The 24,273-nt window shown below is 45.4% G+C and carries 17 protein-coding genes; 3 read left to right on the plus strand and 14 right to left on the minus strand.

All coding sequences use genetic code 11. The annotated features are described in order from the left end of the window. Positions 1–49: 49 nt before the first annotated feature. From L6I86_RS20330 to L6I86_RS20340, 3 genes are read right to left on the minus strand one after another with little or no spacing between them, the layout of a single operon-like run. Positions 50–1,651 carry a response regulator transcription factor gene (locus L6I86_RS20330; protein ID WP_236290051.1) on the minus strand — a complete coding sequence of 534 codons (1,602 nt, stop codon included), beginning with the start codon at positions 1,649–1,651 and terminating at the stop codon, positions 50–52. Then, positions 1,645–3,459 (minus strand): sensor histidine kinase, encoded by a 1,815-nt coding sequence (locus L6I86_RS20335; protein WP_236290053.1) that lies wholly within the window; start codon positions 3,457–3,459, stop codon positions 1,645–1,647. Before L6I86_RS20335 ends, L6I86_RS20330 begins: the two co-directional genes overlap by 7 nt. A gap of 51 nt (positions 3,460–3,510) precedes the next feature. Further along, positions 3,511–3,954, minus strand: coding sequence for an OsmC family protein (locus L6I86_RS20340; RefSeq protein ID WP_236290055.1), 444 nt, complete (start codon positions 3,952–3,954; stop codon positions 3,511–3,513). A 701-nt stretch (positions 3,955–4,655) separates the two neighbouring features. On the opposite strand from L6I86_RS20340, the gene L6I86_RS20345 reads away from it, so the two are divergent. Further along, positions 4,656–5,336, plus strand: a complete 681-nt coding sequence (locus L6I86_RS20345) for an endonuclease domain-containing protein (protein ID WP_236290056.1) — start codon at positions 4,656–4,658, stop codon at positions 5,334–5,336. Between the two features lie 247 nt (positions 5,337–5,583). Here L6I86_RS20345 and L6I86_RS20350 read toward each other — a convergent pair whose 3' ends face one another. After that, positions 5,584–7,350 carry a methyl-accepting chemotaxis protein gene (locus tag L6I86_RS20350; RefSeq protein WP_236290058.1) on the minus strand — a complete coding sequence of 589 codons (1,767 nt, stop codon included), beginning with the start codon at positions 7,348–7,350 and terminating at the stop codon, positions 5,584–5,586. A gap of 208 nt (positions 7,351–7,558) precedes the next feature. On the opposite strand from L6I86_RS20350, the gene L6I86_RS20355 reads away from it, so the two are divergent. After that, positions 7,559–8,503 carry a diacylglycerol/lipid kinase family protein gene (locus L6I86_RS20355; RefSeq protein ID WP_236290060.1) on the plus strand — a complete coding sequence of 315 codons (945 nt, stop codon included), beginning with the start codon at positions 7,559–7,561 and terminating at the stop codon, positions 8,501–8,503. Here the strand turns inward: L6I86_RS20355 and L6I86_RS20360 are convergent. The 5 genes from L6I86_RS20360 to pdhA form a co-directional block, all read right to left on the minus strand. Then, positions 8,500–10,680: an AMP-binding protein gene (locus L6I86_RS20360; RefSeq protein ID WP_236290062.1), complete on the minus strand. Its 2,181-nt coding sequence runs from the start codon at positions 10,678–10,680 to the stop codon at positions 8,500–8,502. The two genes, L6I86_RS20355 and L6I86_RS20360, sit on opposite strands and share 4 nt — an antisense overlap. Before the next feature lie 255 nt (positions 10,681–10,935). Next, positions 10,936–12,351, minus strand: a complete 1,416-nt coding sequence (gene lpdA / locus L6I86_RS20365; RefSeq protein WP_236290064.1) for a dihydrolipoyl dehydrogenase — start codon at positions 12,349–12,351, stop codon at positions 10,936–10,938. A gap of 4 nt (positions 12,352–12,355) precedes the next feature. Next, positions 12,356–13,696 carry a dihydrolipoamide acetyltransferase family protein gene (locus L6I86_RS20370; protein ID WP_236290067.1) on the minus strand — a complete coding sequence of 447 codons (1,341 nt, stop codon included), beginning with the start codon at positions 13,694–13,696 and terminating at the stop codon, positions 12,356–12,358. A 34-nt stretch (positions 13,697–13,730) separates the two neighbouring features. Further along, complete coding sequence (locus tag L6I86_RS20375; RefSeq protein WP_057311951.1) at positions 13,731–14,711, minus strand: alpha-ketoacid dehydrogenase subunit beta; 981 nt, start codon at positions 14,709–14,711, stop codon at positions 13,731–13,733. An 86-nt stretch (positions 14,712–14,797) separates the two neighbouring features. Beyond that, positions 14,798–15,880, minus strand: coding sequence for a pyruvate dehydrogenase (acetyl-transferring) E1 component subunit alpha (gene pdhA / locus L6I86_RS20380; RefSeq protein WP_068665588.1), 1,083 nt, complete (start codon positions 15,878–15,880; stop codon positions 14,798–14,800). A gap of 218 nt (positions 15,881–16,098) precedes the next feature. Between pdhA and L6I86_RS20385 the strand changes: the two genes are divergently transcribed. Next, the gene (locus L6I86_RS20385; RefSeq protein ID WP_236290069.1) at positions 16,099–16,830 is read left to right on the plus strand and encodes an alpha/beta hydrolase; all 732 of its coding nucleotides are present in this window, start codon (positions 16,099–16,101) and stop codon (positions 16,828–16,830) included. On the opposite strand, the gene L6I86_RS20390 is transcribed toward L6I86_RS20385, so the two are convergent. The 5 genes from L6I86_RS20390 to L6I86_RS20410 all read right to left on the minus strand — a co-directional run bounded on the left by L6I86_RS20390 (position 16,822) and on the right by L6I86_RS20410 (position 24,217). Next, complete coding sequence (locus L6I86_RS20390) at positions 16,822–17,643, minus strand: lipoate--protein ligase family protein (protein WP_236290071.1); 822 nt, start codon at positions 17,641–17,643, stop codon at positions 16,822–16,824. The two genes, L6I86_RS20385 and L6I86_RS20390, sit on opposite strands and share 9 nt — an antisense overlap. Positions 17,644–17,717: 74 nt before the next feature. Beyond that, positions 17,718–19,538: a peptidoglycan D,D-transpeptidase FtsI family protein gene (locus tag L6I86_RS20395; protein WP_236290073.1), complete on the minus strand. Its 1,821-nt coding sequence runs from the start codon at positions 19,536–19,538 to the stop codon at positions 17,718–17,720. 138 nt (positions 19,539–19,676) lie between these two features. Continuing rightward, on the minus strand, positions 19,677–21,854 hold the full coding sequence (locus L6I86_RS20400; RefSeq protein WP_236290074.1) for a methyl-accepting chemotaxis protein: 2,178 nt from the start codon (positions 21,852–21,854) through the stop codon (positions 19,677–19,679). Between the two features lie 181 nt (positions 21,855–22,035). Beyond that, positions 22,036–23,319 (minus strand): peptidase U32 family protein, encoded by a 1,284-nt coding sequence (locus L6I86_RS20405; RefSeq protein ID WP_236290076.1) that lies wholly within the window; start codon positions 23,317–23,319, stop codon positions 22,036–22,038. A 25-nt stretch (positions 23,320–23,344) separates the two neighbouring features. Further along, on the minus strand, positions 23,345–24,217 hold the full coding sequence (locus tag L6I86_RS20410) for a peptidase U32 family protein (RefSeq protein ID WP_236290298.1): 873 nt from the start codon (positions 24,215–24,217) through the stop codon (positions 23,345–23,347). Positions 24,218–24,273 lie beyond the last annotated feature (56 nt).

Here is a 24,273-nt window from a genome sequence, read left to right on the forward strand (position 1 = left end):
CCTGTATGTACTAAAGACAGATAAATTCCTAATCTAGGGGCAAATTCCTCTAGTTCCCTTCCTTGCGCTTATCACGATACTCGGAAGGAATTTCGCCAGTAAACTTCTGAAATACCTTAGTAAAATAGCGCCGTTCAATGTAACCGACACATTTCCCGATATCCGTAATGCTTTTGTCACTGTGAAGCAACAAGGACTTCGCCTGCTCCATCCGATGTTTCGTCACATGCTCCACAAAGGTTTCCCCAAAGTGTTGTTTAAATAACAAACTGAAATAACTCGAACTAATCCCTAAGGAGCTGGCTACATCCTCAATGCCGAAATCCGTTGAATAATGCGTTCGAATATACTCCTTAGCAGCTGCCATGAGGAGCTCACTATTTTTCTTCTTATTCGTACCTTCTAGCCCGTTCGATACAAGTTGTACCATAACCTGCAGCAAATGCGGGATACTTTCGCTTTTATCCAGCTCACGCCAAATCTGTTCTTCTTCCTGGCTATCGAGGGCATTCATTTCACGCAGCTCTCTCAGCACATGCAGGATCAAATAGTGCAGCATCTGATAGGCGCGAGCGAATGATCCCTCCGACAAACCTTCCAGCAATAATTTAAGACGATTCAACGCATCCTCGGTCTTTGGACGATTTAACTGTTTCATGCCTGTAACAATTTCCTCTACCAAAAACCAAAGCGAACTACTCGCATCCGAAGATTCTTTGGCCTCTTTATATGGCAGCACAGATTGCTGCTTATCTAAATTTAACTGCATGAATCTCTGCAGCTTTCGATAGGTATCCGCTAACTGCTGTAATCCTACAGGCTCTGGAAAGTAGCCCACGCTAATCCCCAGTTTCACAGATTGACTAACATTTCGTTGAAGCTTAGGGGCTAACTCAAGCAATTTCATTTCTACGGACGTAGGGTCTGCTTCCTCCCACGCCATGAGCAGTGACCATTCCCCTTCTCGCATCTGAAGAACGGTGTGGTTGGATATCTCGTCCGCCAAGGAATCCTGTAGGACATTGCGCACAGCGAAGTTCCACAGCTTACGTTCTTGCTCGGTCCACAGCAACGATTTCTGGGAATAATTATCTACATCAATAATGGCGAACACATAGCGCAGTGTCTCTAAATCCCCTTGGTCAATAGGAAGCTGCGTACTCGCTGTAATATCTGCATAGTCCATCATGATATCCTGCAAAATCTTCTCGTAAGCTAAGCTTCTGATCTTCCCCCACTTAAGGAGTTCTTCTTGATGGTTCTGTTTCTTCGCACGAATTTCGCCTGCAAGCTTACGAATCGAATTCTCAAGTTCTTCGTAATTGATCGGCTTCAGAATATAATCACTCACCCCCACCCGCAGCAGTGAGCGCACATAGTCGAAATCCTGATACCCCGTCACCATCAGCACCGTGCAGTCCTCATTGATTTCCCGGAGCTTATGGATAAACGTAATACCGTCCATTTGCGGCATCCGAATATCACTCATCACGATGTCCGGGATATGCTGAATACATAGTTCCAAGGCCTCAAGACCATTTTTGGCTGTGCCTACAATATCAATTTCGAGCTCTTCCCAAGGAATGACCGCTTGCAAATTACGTAAAATGTTAGGCTCATCATCTGCCAAAATCGCTTTTAACCTCAACATGCATCCCTCTTCCTTTTCGGAATGATAACCTTCATCGTCGTACCTTGACCTTCTTGGGAACAAATAAACATCCCATAGTGCTCGCCATATTGAATCCGAACGCGATCGGCAACATTACTTACACCAAGGCCTCTGCGCTCTTCATTCGATTCCAGAATCTCATGAAATGGCGTCTCCAGTTCGGTTTTATAATGGAATTTCGCAAGCTTATCGTTACTAATCCCAACGCCATTGTCAGTCACATATAGCCCAATCCGATCTCCTTCGTCCACAACTTTCACCGAAATTAAGCCCATGTAATCAATCGGTTCAAAGCCATGCTGTAAGCTGTTCTCGACCAAAGGCTGCAAGGTTAGCTTCAGAATGTCCTCATGGAGCAGTTCCGGAGGTGCTTCGATCGTATATTGAAACTGATCTTCAAAGCGAAACTCCTGAATTTCCAAATAGCTGCGCAAATGCTCAAGCTCCTGTTTCAACGTAATCTCTTCCCGATTTTCCATCCCGATTCTCAGCAAATTCCCAAGACGAATCACCATCTGACTGACTTTCTTCCCTTGGTTTTGAATGGCTAGCACATTGATGGACTCGAGTGTATTAAAAAGAAAATGAGGCTTAATCTGCGCTTGCAACAGCATGAGCTCTGCCTTGTTTTTGCGGTCCTGCTGACGTTTCACCTCTTCGAGCAAATCCTCAATCCTTACAACTAGACTATTAAACCCTCTCGCTAGCGCTGTGGTTTCATCCTTTCCGCTCACTTCCAAACGGGTAGTCAGATCACCACGTTCCACCTTTTTCATAGAGGACAGCATACGAAGAATCAGTTGAATAATACGTCTTACGAAGACAAGGTTATAGACCAGGGCAAAGAACAAACAAATAAACGTAATTCCTGCCACCAGCTTCATAATCGTCTCGATTTCCCCAGCGACATATTTCCATGACGTGATCGACACGACACTCCAATCCTGAACCCCCATCCCATTAATATTCAAATGATAGAGGGAAATCAGACTTTTTTCATTTTGAAAATCGGCCTTGAAACTGTAATTGTTGAATCCAAGATCCAATTTACCCTGGGTTAATTGAAGGACATTCGCCCCTTCTAAGCTTTGTTTATTATCGTAAAAAATAAGACCGTTTTTGTTGATCAGCAGATAACGTTTGGAGCTTTGCTCGCTCGTATTAAAAGATTTGAATATTTGATCCAGCTCATTAAATTTAAATTTCAACAGCATATAGCCGAGATTATCCATTGTCCAAAAATCTTTCACCATGCGCGCTTGGTAGAATTCGCCGCGGCCTGAACCGAACTCCTTGAACTCGGAGGGTCCAATCCAGAGTGGACTGCCATTCAGTTCCTGAATATGCTGGAAGGCCATGCTTTGCTGAATCGTTTGCCATGGAATTGAACTTCCGCTCGTTCGCCCTGCGCTAAAAGATCTGCCGCTATTGTTGTAAATGACGACGGATTGAACCGGTGAATACGTCAGAATCGAGCCGCGAAGCAGCGTATCAAATGTGTTCAAATCATAGGAGGAGAGAGGATCCGCATTCGGTTTCGTTGCATCTATCGTACGATAGATGCCTTGGATGCTATCTTTTACCATCCAGAAATCGGAGAAATAGTTCGCTTCCTTGAACATGTAGTAAATATTACGAGAGATCGCTTGCAGCGTGACTTCTGTTAAGTCTCCGTATTTCTTCTCAATAAGCTGCTGGGAGACCGTGTACACTGCTGACCCTAGGACGAATAAAGGGATGATGATGAAAAGTAAAAAACCGATAAATACTTTTTTGTTCAGATTCATCGTTGCGCTGCTCTCCTTCTAGATCGAATCGGACACCGGATTAGTTCAAAGCTACTCTCCAGAGATTCGAATCTCTGGCTCTACATTTATATGTACATTGCCTCGTAAGGCTTTGCTAATCATGCAAGTTTGTTCTGCACGGAATGCGGCTTTGCTTATTTTATCCAGTTGAGCTTCGGTCATATGTGGTGGCACAGTAATAAGAGGACGATGGACGATCGCATTCACTTTCATCGTTGGTCGGTTCTGGACGTAGATGTGAGAACTGAGTTCAAGGGATTGGATCCCTTCTCTTGCGAGCAGCGTGCCTAAGGTGATTATGTAACAGGTTGCCGCGGCGCCGAGCAGCATTTCTTCGGGATTCGTCCCCACGCCGGGTCCGTCAAATTCGCTTGGCACGGAAAAGGATGTCTGTAGGTCATCAGCCTGAAGCTGACCGGTCCCATGAAGACCGCCTGTCCATGTTGCTTTAAGTTCAAATACTTGTTCTGGCATGGGAAGTGTGCCTCTTTCTATGTATGATCAAAACCTTACATTAAAACAAACCCACAATTCACAATCAACCTTTCGTAAAGCCTTCCACTTTCCAAACTTTTCAAACTTTCCAGACCTTCCGAACCTCCAGCAAACCATTGGTTGATTTGCTTTTATTGTAAATGAAGTGCCTATGATTCACCAGCCAAAATCAACATAAAAAATCGTTCCCGCACCTGATCAGCACGAAAACGATTATCTAAACATCAATTGATCTCTATGAAATTGCGTAATTCATGTGTTGGAATATCAAAACAATGAAAGCCCTACCTCTCTTTCATCCTTGCGGCTCCAATGACCGCGCCAGTGCGAATTGCGTTACAAACACTTACTGCCGAAACACTTACGTTGCCTCGGGTTTACCATAAATGAGCTGATGGACTGCGCATTGGGAGAAAAACAAACAAGGAGAGGGGGTTACTTTCTTCTCGCTAATCGTTCGTGTGGGGTAAATGAGGCTAAATATGAAGTGTTTATATGGTTTCATTTCAATCAACTTTAATATTATATAATAATTGTACAAGCGTGTCAATACGGTGGTGATATAAGGAGTGTGTGTGCTACAATGTTGACATAGTTGGTCGTAAAGCATACGCCGCTTTTCAAGTTCAGCCTTGGCTGCTCATGAGAAGCGGCTTTATTGATTTCAAGGAGGTATCCACATGAAAAAAGCATTCGAAGTTGCACATGATGTATTTATCGCTTACCACGCATCTACTCGAAAAGGGGACTCTCTTCGCAGACTGTTGGAGGGCCATAGTCATGCTGAAAAACTATTTCTCTTGCAGGTTTGGTGGCCTGCTTTTAAACATTTCAACGATCTTCATCCCGAATATGAAGTGAAAGACTTCCGAGATGGAACCCGATTCCTTGATTTTGCTTTTATCAAACATACACTCAAACTTGCCATCGAAATCGATGGCTTCACCACTCACGCCTCGCAAATTAGCCGCTCCCAATTCTCCGATCACCTCATTCGTCAGAACCACCTCATCATCGATGGCTGGCGAATCCTCCGTTTCTCCTACGACGATATCAAAGATCGCCCTCGCATGTGCCAACAAATCTTACAACAATTTATGGGCCGTTACCTGGGTATGAACGACGCTTCGGTCAAAGTGATAAGCTACGTGGAGAAGGAAGTTTTGCGTTATGCGATAAACTTAGAGACATTACTTACAATTCAAGATGTGTGTCAGGTATTGTCCATAAAGGAGCAGAAAGCGCGCCGAGTACTCAAGGTCATGCTTGAGAAAGAACTCCTTGAAAGCGTGGGAAAGGGCACGCAGAGGATAAAATACTACCGTCCGACAGCTGAAGCGCTAGAACAATTAATAGGATAGCGCGCGAAATACAGCTCGACTCTTGTTACCGGCAAATTCCTAGCCGTTCTCACGCTGTAAGCGTGTTTTTCACCGTTGCATCTGGCTCGGCGGCGGATTTCTCGCCATTCTCATGCTGTAAGCGCGTTTTTCACCCTTACAGCTAGCTCGGCGGCCGATTCCTAGCCCTTCTCTCGCTGTAAGAGTGTTTTTCACCGTTACAGCAACACAACCAAAAACCCGCAGGCACAACGCCCGCGGGTTCACTCTACACCTTAAATTTCTGCAGCGAAATTTGCAATTCTTCCGCTAGTCCAGCCAAGGACTTCGCGGAGTTCTCGATTTCCTCCGTGGTCGACATTTGCTGCTGACTCGCAGCGGATGTCTCTTGGCTGACGGAAATCCCCGTCTCCGAAACGGAGCTCACGATGCGCATCACTTGCTCGATGCGCAAGTTGGCATCTACAAGCTGGTGGATGTTCCGATTCACATCTTCCACTTTCGTATTCACTTTCTCGACCGAAGTCTCGATATGTACGAACGATTCCTGTGCTTCCGTCGAAATCGTCAATCCCTCTTGCACTTTGCCTGCTCCTGCATGCATGGAGCTCACAGCTTGATTGATCTGTCGTTGGATCGTCGAGACCAGATCCGTAATATTTCGCGCAGAAGTGGACGACTGCTCCGCAAGTTTGCGTACTTCCCCAGCAACGACCGCGAAGCCGCGTCCTGCTTCCCCTGCACGAGCTGCTTCAATCGCTGCATTCAAGGAAAGCAGATTCGTCTGCGTCGAGATCTCGTTTATGACATTGACGATTTCTCCAATTTTGTGTGCATTTTTACCCAAAGCTTCGATAACCACATTAACGTCACGGACCGCGTCTGAAATCTCAGACATCTGTCCCGCGATCGAAACGACCGATTGCTTACCATGCTGAGCGGCCTGTGTCGCTTGATTCACGAGCTCAGCAACCACTTGCGCCGACTCATCAATTTGCTTCGTGCTAGTCAGCATAAGACCAACAGCCTCATTCGCTTGCGTCACACCAGCAAATTGCTTATCGAAATCCTCCGATAACTGCTGACTAGAAGTAGCAACCTGCCTTGCCGCCAAAGAGCTTTGCTCTGAGCTAGCTAGAAGCTCTTCGGAACTCGCTGAAAGTGTTAAAGCATTATCCGAGATTTGCATAACTAGGCTGCGCAAGCTCCCTGTCATGACATCAAAGGAATTCGTTAACTTACCTACCTCATCCCCATAAGGGTAGTCCCCTTTAACGGACAGATCTCCACCGGCTGCCTTTTCCATGTTTTCTTGAAGTTTGCGAATAGGTGTAGAAATGATCATATCCAACGTCAATGCACCCAAGGTCATCACAATAATTGCAATGATGATCGTCAGTATAATGACCCAATGCGAGGTTGCTGAATCCGAACTACTAGATTTCTGGAATTGTTCAGCCGCGGATTCTTTGAGCCCTACAAGCTTATCTAATGCTTCTACCGTTTTATCACCTTGCGGGGATACTTCATTATTGTAAACCTGATAAGCAACTTGATTATTTTGCGTCGCTTGATCCATGGTTTTAGTGACGAATTCACGATATTTCAGGTTCAACTCCTCGAAGCTTTTGAAGGCCCCAGCCTCTTCCTCATTGAGCGCAATTCCTGCAATTTTCGTAACCAAATCTTTATTCGTACCCGCATTCTCATCCAACTTGGCTTTTAACTTAGCCTTATATTTCACATCCGTGGAAAGCATCATCTCTAGCAAATTAGACTCAGTTTCATTGAAATTTGTTTTTAGTTGATTAATCCATTTGACAGATAGCAGACTTTCCTCGTACATTCTAGTAGAGTTGCTAGACATCTTGTCCATATAATGATAGCCCGTAATCCCTACAATTAATAAAAATAAAATGGCAATCGCATTCATGAACAGCAATTTAAAACGAAGTTTCAGATTACGAAGGATGGACAGGTTGACGTTGAGCTTTCCTGTGCGATGCATGCTGTTCAATTCCGATTTCAATTTCAAAGTTACCCATTCTCCCCCCGAGTGTAAATCATATAGAAATCTTTTCCATGGCATAAAATCTAACATCAAAAATAATTAATTTACCTATGGTTTATTTTACAAAACAGTGCCCCTTATGTAAAGGAAAATTCGTATAAAACCTACATACAGCAATCATTTTACTTACCAAAAAATACCACCTCAACGAAAAGATAAGGGGCAAATACACATGGAATCAATCGGAATTATTGTGAACCCGCTTTCAGGCAATGGCAGAGGAGCTAACATCTGGGGAGACATCCAAGCCTACCTCCAAGCAAATCGAATCTCTTATTTAGCCAAATTAACAACCCAAGCAGGTGAAGCAACGCAACATGCCATTACACTGATTCAAGAGCATCACGTTCAGCGGATTATTATCATTGGCGGAGATGGCACCGTTCATGAAGCAGCAGGTGGCGTTTGGCAGCATCAGAATAGCAACGGTTCCTCTCCAGTCTGCTCCCTCGCGATTATCCCGGCAGGAACAGGCAATGATTTTGCAAAAGCCTACGGTATACCTAATCATCCATTGGAAGCACTACACATTGCCCTACATGCCGCCGACACATTGCAAATTGACCTACTTTATGCCAGTCAGATTAATCAAGTGGCAGTTAATAGCATCGGCGCAGGCTTTGACGGCATGGTCGCCAAACTTACGAATGAAGCCAGCTACAAAAAGTTCCTCAACCGCCTTGGACTAGGTAGGTTATCTTATTTCATCTCTATCCTTCGTGTGTTCACAACCTATCAACCTTCCACCGCATGGATAGAGGTAGATGGAAGCGTAACGAAATTACCCTATATGTGGCTGGCTGCCGTTGCGAATATCCCTTTTTACGGAGGCGCCATTCAAATTTGCCCGACAGCAAGTCCAACAGACGGTATGGCCGATGTTGTTGTTATTCAAAGCAAAAGCCGGATTCGCCTCCTGCCCGTTCTTTTCACCGTGTACCAAGGTAAGCACACCGAGCATCCCGCTGTAACTTTTTATAAAGGAAAATCGATCTCTATTCGGACTGAAAAGCCCTTGCTTGTCCAAGCAGACGGAGAGTTCGCCGGTTCCACTCCTCTTCAAATCGAACTCCTACCTGCCGCCATTACCGTCATACGTTCAAAACCCACAGCTTAAGCTGTGGGTTTACCTTTACCTTCACCATCGCCTGTCAGTGCCCATTGCTTCATCGTCACATAATCAATCTTCCCACTCCCCAATAGCGGCAGCTTCTCGATATAGCGAAACTCAGAAGGCATATAAATCACGGGCTGCCCCTCCTGCCTCATCAACTCGCGGAGCGCTTCAAGAGGACTCACCTTACTGGTGTGAAAAACAATGATTCGCTCGCCTTTTCGCCGATCAGGCACATGGACAGCAGCGCAAACCGCAGGTGCGGCCAAACTCTTTGCTACGAGCTCTTCGACCATGAGAAGTGATACTTTTTCGCCACCTATTTTAGCAAAAGACTGCAAACGCGCTTGAATGAACAAGTAACCTTGATCATCCAACGTCACAATATCCCCGGTGCTATACCACTCCGACGCAGGAACGAAGCCCCGACTATGAATCAAATACCCTTTCATCACATTCGGGCCTCTTACGAGCAGATGACCACCTGTCGCAATCCCATCTACCGCTTCCACCACAGCCTCAATCCCTGGCAGCAATTTGCCTACTGAACCTTTCTTCCCGTGCATCGGTGTATTTAGTGATATAACGGGCGTCGTTTCCGTCGTTCCATAGCCCTCTAGAATGCGAATCCCGAATTTATCCTGCCAAATTTGACGCACTTCCTCTTTCAGCCTTTCGGCACCAGCCACAACATAACGCAGGGAATGAGCAAAATCATAAGGATGCGCCGTTCTCGCGTAAGCACCAAGAAACGTTGACGTGCCGAATAAAATCGTAATATTCCGGTCATACACGAGCTCTGGAATGACTTTGTAATGCAAGGGATTTGGATATAGAACCAGCTTCACCCCCGAAAGAATCGGAAGCATCGTGCCCGCAGTCAGCCCGAACGAATGAAACATCGGCATGCTGCCAAGCACACTATCTGAACTATTAAAGGCAATAACAAGCCTTGCCTGCTGAATATTCGCGCAAATATTTCGGTGCGTCAGGACGACACCCTTCGGTTTACTCTCACTGCCTGAAGTGAATAGCACAGCTTCATTAAGACCAGCACCCACTGGCCCCTTCTTCCGCATCAAAAAGTCCAACAAACCATGGAACTTATCTTGTAAAGTTAGCGCTTCCTTAACATCCTCCAGATAAATAAGTGTGAATAACCTGCTAGCACTCTGGATAAAATCGGATAGACCCGCCTTCTCGATAAAAACTCTAGATGTCAGCACCGTACTCACTTCGGCCGTTTCACACGCTTCCAGCATCGCCTGCCTACCGGCAGAGTAATTCAATATCGCTGGCGTAATTCCTAATCGGAATACTGAAAACAACGTCACCACATGTCCCGCGGCATTGGGAAGCAATAAAGCAACCCGCTTTTGTCCATCCAAAAACTTGCCCAACCGAACTGCCAATGTATAGCTACTCAACTGCAGCTTCCGATACGTCAATGCAGAATGACTCATCACATCTTCGCAAATGACTCTCGATTGACCGTGCCTTCGAGCCGCCTCCAGCAGCTCGTTGAATAAGTTAACCTCGGGCTGTAGCCGACTATCCAGCAAATGATCTAACAGTTTAGTGCGGATCACCTCGGTCGCTTGCTCCTTTTGAACTTTTCTAGTGAAGCGCTCATCCCCTGCGGGGACCTGAAAAGCTTCACCAAACGTAATGTTCACCTGCGGAAACCATCGTTGTTTTATTTTCCCACGTAAATACGATAGCTTCGAATACTCCAAACCTGCAATAGAAATCGGTACAATTCGAGCCTGAGATCGTAAGGCAAGGTACCCTATGCCGCTGTATATTTTCATCATGCCACCTGTTGTCGTGATCCGTCCTTCTGGAAAAATGACAAGGGGTGTTCCACTTTGAATCGTTTTCAGCATTTTACGTACCGCATAAGGATTCGAGGTGTCTACAGTAATATGCGCTCTGAAATGGAGTATCCACGCAAATCGCTTCGCAATGTTCGTATTCACTACGAATGCCACGTCTTTAGGCAAAATTAAAGCGAGCACCACCGCATCCAACAACGATACGTGGTTCGGAATGAGCACTGTTTTTCCCGTCATATCGAGTTTTGCCATGCCAGTCACTTTCACCTTAAAAGCAAGCAACACAAACAGACGCAAGCACGGAAGTAAAAGCCTTACTAGCGTAACGAACATCCATTTGAACATGGAAATTCCCCCTATTGGTATCTCGTTCGAGTCTGTCAATAGTTCATTGTATGCGGGAAAAAGAAATAAGACCTCGGCATGTGTATGCTTCGATCTATTTATTCTTGGCTATGTATGCAACCAATGGTCATCCGTTGATAGTCTGAAAGTTCATTCCATATTCCTCCCATGAAATAAAAGAGTCCCGTAGAGCGGCTTTACAGCCAAACTCTCGGGACTTTTATCTAAAGGCATCTAATAACCGTAATTAAAGAATTATTTACCAAGTTGGTGAATCGGGTGTCCAAGTGCACCTTCAGCGGCATCCATAATCATTTCAGTCAATGTTGGATGTGCATGAATCGTAAGTGCGATATCTTCCAGGTTAGCGCCCATCTCTACAGCAAGCGCTAGCTCACCGATCAAGTTCGAAGCTTCTGGTCCTACGATTTGTCCACCAAGCAGTTGGCCTGTTTCTTTGTCGCCGACAAGCTTCACGAAGCCTTGAGCCGCATTCAAAGAATTCGCACGTCCGTTAGCCGCATAAGGGAATTTACCAATGGTAACATTGATTCCTTGCGCTTTCGCTTCGGTTTCGCTTAGACCAACGCCAGCAATCTCCGGATCGGAGAATACGACAGCAGGCATTGCTTTGTAATCAACGATGCTTGCGTGACCAGCAATCGCTTCAGCCGCCACTTTTGCCTCATAGGAAGCTTTGTGCGCCAAGGAAAGACCAGGAACAACATCACCGATTGCGAAAATGTGAGGAATGCTCGTTCTACCTTGCTTATCGACTTCGATCAAACCGCGGTCTGTCATTTTCAAGTTAATAAGATCTAGACCAAGTTCGCCATCTGTGTTCGGACGACGACCAACAGTTACAAGTACGTAATCTGCCGTGACTTGTTTCTCTTCGCCTTTAACTGTGAATGTAACCGTAACATCGTTGTCTGTTTTCGTACAGGATTGCGCTAACGCTTCGGTATGAACCTCTACGCCAACTTTCTCTAAGTTCTTAGCAACCAGCTTCGTTAATTCTTTCTCGAAACCAGGAAGCACGTGATCAGAGCCTTCTAACACAGTCACTTTCGTACCGAATTTCGCATACGTTTGGCCAAGCTCGATCCCGATATAACCACCACCGATAACGATCATGCTTTTCGGGATTTCAGGCAAGTTCAACGCTTCTGTTGAAGAGATGATTCTTCCACCGTAAGGGAAAGCTTTCAACTCAATCGGACGGGAACCTGTTGCGATAATACAGTTTTTGAAACGGTAACGCGGTGCTTCTGCATCATTGAACACACGTGCTTCGTGCTCGTTGATAAACATCGCTTCACCTTGGAACGTTTGGATCTTGTTGCCTTTTAGTAAGCCGCTAACGCCGCCTGTTTGTTTAGCAACAATGCTGTTTTTCCAAGCTTGTACCTTCGCAAAGTCCACTTTTACGTTCTCTACGGAGATCCCGATGCTATCGGCATGCTGAGCGTGCTCATACGTATGTGCTGCTGAGATCAAAGCTTTGGATGGGATACAGCCGCGGTTCAAACATACGCCGCCCCAAGCGTCTTTATCAACAATAAGAACACTTTGTCCAAGCTGTGCTGCGCGAATCGCAGCAACGTAACCGCCAGGACCCGCACCGATAACCAATAAATCTATATCTAAAGAAGCATCTCCTACAACCATGATGTTACACCTCCAAGACGAGAAGCTCTGGATCAGCCAGAAGCTGTTTGATGTAGTTCAAGAAGCTTTGTGCTGTCGCTCCGTCTACGATACGGTGATCGAAACTCAAGGAAAGCGCCATAACGTGTGCGGCAACGATTTGTCCGTTTTTCACAACTGGTTTCTCTGTGATACGGCCTGCACCTAGGATCGCAACTTCAGGGAAGTTGATAACTGGTGTGAAGAACATACCGCCAACGGAACCAATGTTCGTGATGGAGATTGTGCTGCCTTTCAACTCATTCGCTGCCAATTTGCCATCGCGTCCGCGAGTAGCCAAATCTTTGATCGAAGAAGCGATCGACCATACGTTTTTACGGTCAGCATCATGGATAACAGGAACGAGCAAGCCATTTTCTGTATCTGTTGCGATCCCGATGTTGTAGTACTTTTTGTAGACGATTTCTTGCTTCTCTTCGTCGATCATCGCGTTCATGACCGGGAATTGACGGCAAGCTGCTACCAATGCTTTCACGATGAAAGGAAGGTATGTCAGTTTCACGCCTTTTTTCTCTGCTAGAGGCTTCGTACGCTCACGAAGAGCGACAAGTGCCGACACGTCGATCTCATCCATCAATGTCACGTGCGGAGCCGTGTACACGGATTTAACCATCGCGTTCGCGATGATTTTACGGATGCCCTTGAACGGGATCCGTTCTTCGACGCGATCGCCAGCTGTTACTACCTGCACTGATGACACTGATGACGGTGCCGCAGTTGTTTCAGCTGCTGGTGCTGCTGCTTCTGTTGCTGCCGGAGCCGCTGTGCCAGCTCCTCCAAAGCCTTCCACGTCCTCGCGTGTTACGCGGCCGTGCTTCCCTGTAGGCGTCACCTCTGCGAGTGTGATGCCTTTCTCTCTTGCCAGCTTGCGCACGCTAGGCGTCGCAAGCACTTCGCGGCCCGCGCCACCTGTTGGCGCGGTTGGCGCTGGTACAGCTGCAGCAGGCGCTGCTGCAGGTGCTGCTACTGCTGCTGGCGCAGGAGCTGCTGCAGGTGGTGTTGCTACAGCCACGGCTGGTGCCGCGTGGCTGGATCCGTGATGCATCGAAGCCGCAGGCATCTCGCCTGTCACTTCAATCGTCATCACAAGCTCACCGATTGTGCAGACTTGTCCATCTTTGACTGCAACGCTGACGATCTTGCCTTCAACTGGACAAGGAACTTCAACGACTGCTTTATCATTCTGTACTTCCATAAGAATCGTTTCGTCAGTTACGGTGTCACCCGCTTTAACTAACATTTTCACGATCTCGCCTTCATGTATGCCTTCACCAAGCTCTGGGAACTTGTATTCAAACAATGCCACGTGTACGACCTCCTGTTACCTTCGACTGGGTGAATTAGAATTCAAGTACTTTCTTAATTCCAGCAATAACGCTTGCTGGACTTGGCAACCAAGCATCTTCGATCTGTGCAAATGGATACACCGTATCTGGTGGTGAAATACGTAGAACTGGCGCTTCCAGATGTAGAATCGCTTTTTCATTAATTTGAGCAATAACCTCTGCAGCTACTCCAGATGTTTTTTGCGCTTCTTGAACGATAATCGCGCGATTTGTTTTCTTAATGGAAGTGACAATGGTATCAATATCCAATGGAAGAAGTGTACGAAGGTCGATAACTTCTACTTTCACGCCTTCTGTTTTTTCGATTTCTTCAGCGGCTTTCATGGAAGTGTGAACCATAGCGCCGTAAGTAATGATGGTAACGTCTGAACCTTCTTTGACAACATTCGCTTTACCAAGTTCGACTGTATATTCGCCTTCTGGTACTTCGCCGCGGAACGCACGGTATAAGTTCAAATGCTCCATGAAGAAAACAGGGTCATTATCGCGAATAGCTGCAATTAGTAGTCCTTTCGCATCATAAGGATTGGAAGGAACAACCACTTTAATCCCTGGTGTTTGAACAAGTAGACCTTCAAGTGCATCAGTATGAAGCTCAGCCGCTTTTACACCGCCGCCAAATGGCGTACGGAATACGATTGGGGAGTTATAACGTCCACCGGAACGGTAACGCATACGAGCCGCTTGCACGCAAATTTGGTCAAGTGCTTCGTAAATGAAACCTACGAATTGGATTTCAGCGATTGGGCGGAAGCCCTGTACGCCTAAACCAACCGCAAGTCCGCCGATTGCGGACTCAGCAAGAGGCGTATCGAATACGCGCTCTTCGCCGAATTCTTTTTGTAAGCCTTCTGTTGCACGGAACACGCCACCAACATTACCAACGTCTTCACCGAACAAAATAACATTAGGATCTCTTTCTAATTCTACGCGCATCGCGTCTTTTATCGCTTGAATCATTGTCATTTGTGCCATGACTACTCTGTGCCTCCTAAATGTTTTCGTTAGAAAACTTGCCCCGTAAGCATAATCTTAGTTAAAACTTGTTTCGAACGTTTGCTCTATTTATACAATTCTTTTTGTTCTTCCAAATGTGAAGGTGTTACTTCGAACATGGAGTCGATCAAACCAGCGACTGTCATTTTCTCTGTTTCTTCCGCTTTTTTGATGTGCTCAGCAACAGTAGCTTTCGCTTCTTCCTTTACTTTCGCTTCCTCTTCTTCGCTCCAAAGACCTTTTTTCGTCAAGAACAAACGCATACGTGTAAGCGGATCTCTTGGTTCCCAATCGGACTCTTCGTCTTTGGTACGGTATTTCGTCGTATCATCCGCCAAGGAATGTGGACGGAAACGGTATGTCAATGCTTCGATCAACGTAGCGCCTTCGCCTCTGCGTCCTCTTTCAGCAGCTTCAGTAACCGCTTGAACAACAGCTAGAACGTCCATGCCGTCTACTTGCACGCCTTTGATACCCGCAGCAACGGATTTATGTGCAACAGAAAGTGCTCCTGTTTGTTTCGAATATGGTGTTGTAATTGCGTAACCATTGTTTTGTACAAAGTAAATGACAGGCAACTTAAATGCGCCTGCAAAGTTCATACCTTCGTAGAAATCGCCTTCGGAGCTTCCGCCGTCACCTGTATATGTGATTGCTACACGCGGTTGGTTGCGCTTTTTGAAAGCCATCGCTACGCCTGTTGCGTGAAGAATTTGTGCGCCGATAATAATTTGTGGCATAAGTACGTGAACATCTTGCGGAATTTGTCCGCCGTGTTGATGACCGCGGGAATACAAGAATGCTTGATAAAGCGGAAGACCGTGCCATACCAATTGCGGCATATCGCGGTAACCTGGGCAAATGAAATCGTCTTTATTCAGGGCAAATTCACTACCAATCATGGATGCTTCTTGACCAGAAACTGGTGCATAGAAACCAAGACGGCCTTGACGACCTAGATTGACTGCTCTTTCATCCCATACGCGTGTGAATACCATTCTTCTCATTAATTCTTTTAATTGTTCATCGCTAAGCTTCGGCATTTTGTCGGGATTTACAACTGTGCCATCTGGAGCAAGAACCTGCAATGGTTCAACCTTTTCTGTGGTCACTTCATAATTTGCTTGGCTGACAAGTGGCTTACTCATACCATTTCACCTCTTATATGATTTTGGTGCCTACTATCTGAACTTCTGTTATAGTATTATTATAATCCTGTTTTGGTGAATTGTACACCAGTAGTGGCGGGGGATCTCACCTTTTTTACTGTCAGTGAATAGTACAGTTTAACAAAATATATAATACAGTTTATAGGGAAACAACAACTGCTATAATACACCTACCCCAATTGCGAAGGAGATCCACGATGCTAGACGACTCCCGTTTGTATAAGCGTACTATTGTAAAAGATGAACTAACCTCGAGCCTGCTTGGAGAAAATCGTCCCCTGCGGATCTATCTCCCCCCTGGTTATAACGAACTGCTCTCTTATCCCGTTATTTACTGTCAAGATGGTGAACAGTTCTTTAATTTCGGCAGAATTGCTACAACCCTTACTCGATTAATCCTTGATGAGGATCTGGAGCCTGCCATCGTTGTCGGAGTCGATGTGAATAATGCGAATCGAACATCCGAATATGCCCCTGAAGGAGAGCGTCATGATGCCTACTGTCAATTCTTCGCAGAGGAGCTTCTCCCTTATGTAGAAAGCCGCTATCCCGTCCGTACGGACCGATCAGAACGCATTCTTGCAGGAGATTCACTTGGTGGAACAGTTTCCTTGCATCTCGCCTTAGATTATCCTAGCCTTTTTTGCCGAGTTATATCCTTGTCAGGCGCATTTTTCGACATAACTCGTGAAAGAATTAAACAAGAAGATGACTTATCTTGGCTTGAGATTTATATGTTAATCGGCACAGACGAAACTGACGTTCCAACAGAGCGGGGTACCTTCGATTTCGTCCGGGAAAACAGACTGACGCACACGTTTTTGCAAGACAAAAATGCCACGCTTCATTATACAGAGAAACCTGGCAAGCATTTATGGGGTTTTTGGCAAATTGAACTGCCAGCGGCGCTGCATTATTTTTTAGGATGAAATCGCATAGCGCTCCTTCATTAGCGTAATCATTTCATGTATCTGAGAATCGTCGGGATAGCCGGCGATTTCCTCAGCTTGAGCAAACGGAATGCCTCGATTGTTCATTACCTGTCGCAGCTGTTCAACAAACAACTCTGCTGTTAATGGCAAATGCAAACACTCCGCTAAGCTTGACATGCTTTCCTGAACCACAACCGGATAGTCATGTTTGGTTGCTGATATGGCAGCTCTCTCATAAAAACCACGAGCTAATGCAGCCTTCTCCTCGCCGCGCCCTTCAACAATCAGAAAAGCTTGTACTGAAATAGCAAGCTGCTGTCTGCGTTGTGCAATACCGCAAAATTTACGCCCTCCAATGCTCAGATCGAATTCACCTGGGCAAAATGAACCAATAATTTCCCCTTGGTCAATTCGGTTCGTAATGGAAGCCATTACTTCTCGAATCACTCCGACCATTAGGTCGAAATCTTTGCGATGCTCCATATCTCCCGCTCCCTTCGGGAGCAGCAGAGAAATATTAACAACTCCCTTATCTAAGGGTACTGCCGCTCCACCAGAGTTACGTACAGCCGTATCATAACCTTGGCTTCGCAGCCATTCATCTGCATTCGCTGCGCTTGGCAATCGGCTATCTCTTAATCCCATAACGAACGCACGCGGGTGCCGCCAAATATGTAAGATGGGAGGTGTTCCTTGCCCGATTGCACGACATAAGAGCTCTTCTAAAGCAAAAGCGTATAAAATTGGTTGGGCTTCGGTATCATTTGAACGATCTAGCAAGCGTAAGGTTGAAGGCAGTTGGGTCGCCATAATGTTAGGTCTCCTGAGTTTAGTATGTGTCATCAGCTTGGATAGCCAAATAGGCTTAACATCCATCATACCTGTTATTTGCTGTTTGACAACCCTTGGCTCGCCAAAATGTCCATGATCCCCTTAAATAAAGGAATCGCCTTATTACTTTCTGTTGGGTCCGTATTTTTAATCACGACGGATACCGCATAACGAGGAGTCTCCACAGGTCCATAGCCAATGAACCATTGATTTACTTTCTCTTGATTACCATTTTGAATCTGTGCTGTCCCTGATTTACCTGCCAGCTTCCACTTCGCACCTTGCAGACTTTGACCTGTTCCTTCAGTAACAACCTCCCTCATCCAGTTCAGTAAGGTTCGACTCGTTGCTGCTGATATTTTGCCATCATCCGAAGCTAAGCTTTTAACAGGAAATGCTTCCATCTCACGTCCCGTTTGATACTGAATTTCTTTCACAACTCTAGGGGTAAAGCCCTTCCCATCATTCAACAAGGTCACAACCATATTTGACGCCTGTAGTGGCGTCATTCTGACGTCCCTTTGACCAATCGCCGTTTGCATGAGTACCCCCTCATCATTCTCTGGGGTATGTGCAGCAAATAATTGCCCTCTCTCTTCGGAATCAAATTGTTCAAAAGCATCTCTCGTATCCGTTTTCCCTGTCCAGCCAACCTCATTTAACACACCTAGTTTATCGGCATATTTCTCTAGTTGAGTGGCTGTTAGACGCCGCATGACATTCGCGAACACGATATTACACGATTGCGCATATCCCTCTTCTAAGGTTAAAGGTCCATGTCCATCTTTCCGCCAGCATGTAAAGCCGTACTTCCCAAGCGCGCCTTCACAATCAAACGTTTCCGTAGGTGTCACAACCTTCTCATCCAACGCTGCCGCGGCTACAATTGTTTTGAAAATCGAACCAGGCGCCGTCGCCTTGATTGCATAATTACTCCAATTATTACTGGCAAGATCTACTTGTAAAGGATTGTAGTTCGGCCTGCTCGCCATCGCGATAACATCGCCTTGTGCTGCCTCTTGCACAACTGCCGCTCCCTCACGAATATTCAGCTTATCCATTAGTGCTTCAATTTGCTGCTGCACATGGCTGTCTAAGGTCGTAATTAGCTTTACAGGGTAGAAAGAGTTATCCGGTGCAATCATCCGTGCGTCCAATCCCGCTAGAGGCCTCTTCCCCGCATCCGTGAAATAGGATATCGAGGTTTCACCCACACCGCGAAGCCATGCGTCGAACGACTTCTCAAGGCCTGCTCCGCCAATCTTCGAAGTCAGAGCAAGTCGCCCTTTTTCCAAATCTGAGCCGTAGAGTTGCATGACACGATCTGGATTTTGACCGATAAAGCCAATTAACTGACGAGCTGTCATGCCAGTAGGATAACGATCTTCCATTTCAACAACCTTAATATTCGCTAACCCTAACCGATCTATCTCCTTCACCTGTTGCGAACTCAACGAGAGTGCCTTCCCCCCATCTTGCGTCCCCCATACTTGCGGCTCCTTCAAATTACGAGCAAAGGATAACCAACTTTCTTTATTCGTCTTCAAAATACGTGCTAGTTGGCTCACTTCCTGACCATTCATAGCAAATTCGCTATTGATCGGGAAAGCGACTAGTGCTTTCACAATATTACCAGTCAAAGGCTGTAAATTGCGATCCAGGATCTCGCCTCTTCCGCTCTCTAAGACAAGTGCGCGTTGCCTTTGAACCACGGAATTTTTCACCAAATTGATTCCTCGTGAGGAGTAGCTTTCCGTTGCCGCGATTTGGATCCAGAACAACTTGCCGAATATACCTGCAAATAAAAGCAGAATCAAAAAGAGCATCAAAAACATACGTCTCTTCTCCATCGATGATAATTGATTCTCACTCATGATACGATCCCCTTTTATATGCTTCAAATGACCTTATTGCTTTCAGTATCGGCATTCTGGCTTCACATCAAACCGCTTCCGCACTTCGAAAACACAAAAAAATCCACCCTCCTAATGGAGAGTGGACTTGACTTGCTATTACACTTCGAATTTGGATAAAGTATCGGTCAATGATTGGGACAGTTGATCCAGCTTGTCCGACAATTTCACCAAACCATCACTAATACTCAGCTGTTCGGAACTTAGGGAAGCCACTTCCTCGGAAGTCGCCAACGATTCCTCAGCAACTGCACTAACATTCGTCATGGCATCTGACAGTACCACTTGTGATTGTTCTAGTGTAGAAATGGAATCACTAACGGTACTCAACTGAACAATAAAGCCACCCATGTGATTCGTTACTTGTTTGAAAATCGTATCTGCTTCTTTAACAGCCATGATCTGCTCTTGGAAGATTGGGGTTGCTGTTGAAAGAACTTTAACGGTTTCATCGATCTCGCCTTGAATCGTTTCCGTAATTTGCCCAACAACATCGATAGATTGTTTGGACTGATCAGCAAGCTTACGAATTTCATCCGCAACGACCATGAAGCCTTTGCCCGCTGTACCTGCACGTGCCGCTTCAATTGTGGCATTCAAAGACAAGATATTCGTTTGCTTCGAAATGTTATTCAACAGATCCAAAATTTTACGGATCGAACGTGTGCTTTCTTTCAGTTTATCCACTTTATCAACCATGGAGCGGATCATTTCTTCCGTCAGATTCGTTTTGGCAATCAACTCTGACATGTACTTCGTTCCAAGCTCACTGGACGTTTGTACATCGGCCGCCGCAGTTCCCATTTCAAGATTGGCTTCAATAACTTGCTTCATTTGAATGCCGATATGGTGCGTCAGCTCGTTGCCCTTCTCAGACTCCGTCGCCAAACCGCCTGCGCCATTGGAAATCTCATCCGTCGCTACAGCAATTTCTCTTGCAGCTGTTGCCGTTACTTTAGAAGAGTTCGTCAATTCTTGCGCTGTTTCAAATACAGCTTGTGCAGATGTACTTGTTTGCTGTACCAATGTCGTGATCTGCTGCATCATGACGTCAAAGCTTGCACCTAACTGTCCAATCTCATCCTTGGACTTGTAATTAGCGCGAACCGTAAGTTTACCTTTGGCACCTTGCTGCATCAGGTTACGCAGATTAATGAGTGGACTACCAATCATTCTAGCTACGATGATACCGATGATGACAGCTGCAATCGCTGCAAATAAGGCGATCAGAAGCGTGTAGTTGTAAATTTTCTTCGCATCTTTCACTAGCGCACTAACTGGAATATCACCAACCAAGTTCCAACCAGATACGGCTGACTTGTAGAATGCAACCAAGTGATCATCTTTCGTGATAAAGGAACCATGTTCTTCTTCAAGTTGTTCCTTCGTAAGTTGGATAGATGATTCCTTGCCAATTTGACTCAAATCTTTTAATGCGATATTTATATTTTTCTGATTCGTAATGATGACATTACTGTCATCTCCTAAAGACATGCCGCTTAACTCTTTCGTCAAGATGTCTGTGCTCAGCTCTATAACTAAAACAGCTGTTGACGAGTTCGTTAACGTATTACGCATCAGACGGCTGATCGCAAACGTATTCGTTGAACTGCTTGAGTATCCTTTGACTTGACTGTCTAACCAAGTTACTTTACCCGCGTTTTCTACAGTTGCTTTAAACCACTCTGTCGAAGCTGAATTTTCAGTTGCCGGAGAGCCACCAGCTCCAGTAATCACAATCAACTTACCATCTGGACGATACAAATGAAGCGTTTTAATTGATTTGTTGGAGAAGGTCACTACGTTTAATTTTTCTGTCAATTGACGTGTAACATCTAGTGCTTCATAGGAGGATGCCTCCAATTTAGGAACCTTATCAAGTAAATCCTGCAATTCTTTATTGAGCATAATTTGTAACGATACATCATCAAAGGTCTGATACAGGAAATCTAATTTCTGACCTGCTTGTGTCACGGTTTGTAAACTGGATTCGGACACCTTATTCTTAATTACACTTTTGGAGACAGAATACGAAATCATCCCTACTACAAGAACGAAAAACAAAATACTAATAAAAAACATCAGAAATAACTTCATACCAACAGATTTCACAGGATTTTCGAGCTTAATGTTGCTCGGACCTTTGAACGCGTATGTACCATTCGGTGAAGCTGATCCACCACCTGCAGTGTCAACATTTCGACCCCTTCGAACTTGACCAGTTGCTTGAACTACTTTGTTTAAAATGGAGCGGATACCTTGGAGTTTTTTTGTCATTTCGTTCACCACCATTAGTTTCTAATTACCTTCTTTTGATTGTTTACTCAAATGAAAAGGTTTACATGCATTGTTACACGTAAATTTCGACATTCATTTCCAATATCCTCTATAAAACGATATAAAAGAATAAAAAAAGCTTTCTCCAATATAACTCACACTGGAGAAAGCTTCCATGGTACTATTTTCCTGTTTTCTTACGCATCATATCCCATTTTTTTACAGGTAAATCCACTTTTATCTGAACTAACTGTAAGGGATGTCTAGCCGCGGTTAATTCTTGACCCGCTTCATCTTGGATTACGCCAACCGTTTGTTTAAAATGCGTCCCTTCAGGGCCGAAAAACTCAATTTCTTGGCCAGGCTTGAAATGATTCCTTTGCTGAATAAGAGCAACTCCAGTATCTGCGTTATACCCCATAACCAATCCAACGAAATCAAAGCCAACGACCTTATCCTCTGGTTCAAAAATGTGATCCTCATGACCTGGCGCTTCATAAAAGAATCCATCGTTCAAAGGTCGATTCGCCGCTTTATGAATCTCATCCTGCCACACAGGATTGAGCTTGAAATGCTCCGGATCTTCGAAATAAGCATCGATCGCCTGACGATAGGCATTCACGACTGTTGCCACATAGTGAATACTCTTCATTCTGCCTTCGATCTTAAAGCTATCCACACCCGATTCAATCATATCCGCTATATGATCAATCATGCTTAAGTCCTTGGAGCCCATGGTGAATGCATCGTCATCCTCAGCAAACATAGGAAAATCCGTTGCCAACGGTGCATCAAGCGGATGATCCTTGGTGAATAGATCATATTTCCAACGGCATGATTGGGAGCAGCCGCCACGGTTCGAGTCTCGATCTGTAAAGTGATTGGACAACACACAGCGACCCGAATACGAACTGCACATGGCGCCATGAATAAAAGCTTCAATTTCGACATCCACATGCGCTTTGATTTCATCGATTTCCTGCATGCTAACCTCACGCGCCAATACGACACGTTCGATCCCTTGATCTTTCCAGAACTGTACCGTTTGCCAGTTCATTACCGACTGCTGCGTACTAACATGGACTTCCAGCTCAGGAGCAACACGTCGACACGTTTCCATGATGATGGGATCTGCGGCGATGATAGCTGAAATACCAACCTCCTGCAGTCCTCGTAAGTACTCATCTAACCCTTCTATATCCTCATTATGTGCGTAGATATTCGTTGCTACGAATACTTTGGCACCATACTGCTTCGCAAATTCGACGCCTTCACGCATTTCCTCTTTGGAAAAATTGTCGGCGTTTGAACGCAAACCATACTTTTGTCCTCCAATATATACAGCATCTGCGCCATAATGAATCGCAAATTTCAGCTTTTCCAAATTACCAGCTGGAGCTAGAAGCTCCGGCTTATCAAGTCTTACACGTTTACCCCTGGCTCGTGCTTCTACGGCTGTCGTCATCTAGGAGTGCACCTTCTTTCTTCGATCAATATACCTGTTCTTTATAGAAAAATCCGAAACTAAGTTCACGTTCAGGATCCTGAAGCTCCACAATCGCATCCAGCCACTCTTGCTGAAACTCATAGCCTTCGGGATTCGCAAGATAAGCATCAATCGCAGCGCGATAGCTCCTCACGACCGTTTCATTGTACTGCGATGATTTGAGCAAGCCTTCAATTTTCAAACTATCCACATTGCCGTCGATAAGCTCTGGCAAATTTTCCAGCATACAAAAGTCTTCAGAACTCATAATGTGCGTGCCATTGCAATCCTCGTAGACAGGATACCGTTGGTCACGTCGTTCGTGCTCAATGAGGAATAGCCCTCGTCCTTTCGAACGATCCTCTTCCGGCGTTGTTCCTTGATGTGCCATATAATTTTTGACAAGCTCACGCTTGGAGTGATAAATGTTCGTAATTCCATGCACTTGAACTTCAACAGGAATATCTGACTTCGCTTTAAAATCCAGCACCTGCTCCATGTTCAACTCTCTTGCGAGAACAACTCGAACTGCGCCTTGCTTGCCCCAATAATTCCCTGTTGCGTAATTCGTTGAAGTCATTTCCGCATTCCAATGAAGAGGCAGCGACTTAGGTAATTGACGAACCGTCATAAGGACTGCTGGATCTCCGAAAATAATGGCGTCAACATCATTTGCCTGAAGGGCGGCTAAGTACTCTTTTAAACCTTCGAGTGTTTGATTGTCCAAAATATTGTTGACCGCGACATACACTTTCGCGTTCCGTTCGTGAGCCCATGCGACGGCTTCCCCGATCTCGTCCAGCTTCACTTCACCTGGCAGCCGAAGCCCATAGCGATCTTCCCCGATAATAACGGCATCTGCACCTGCAAGTATCATTTGTTTCAAATCAGCGACTGAACCACAGCTGATGACTAATTCTGGTTTATTCACGT

Source organism: Paenibacillus allorhizoplanae (assembly GCF_927798215.1).
Taxonomy (GTDB): domain Bacteria; phylum Bacillota; class Bacilli; order Paenibacillales; family NBRC-103111; genus Paenibacillus_E; species Paenibacillus_E allorhizoplanae.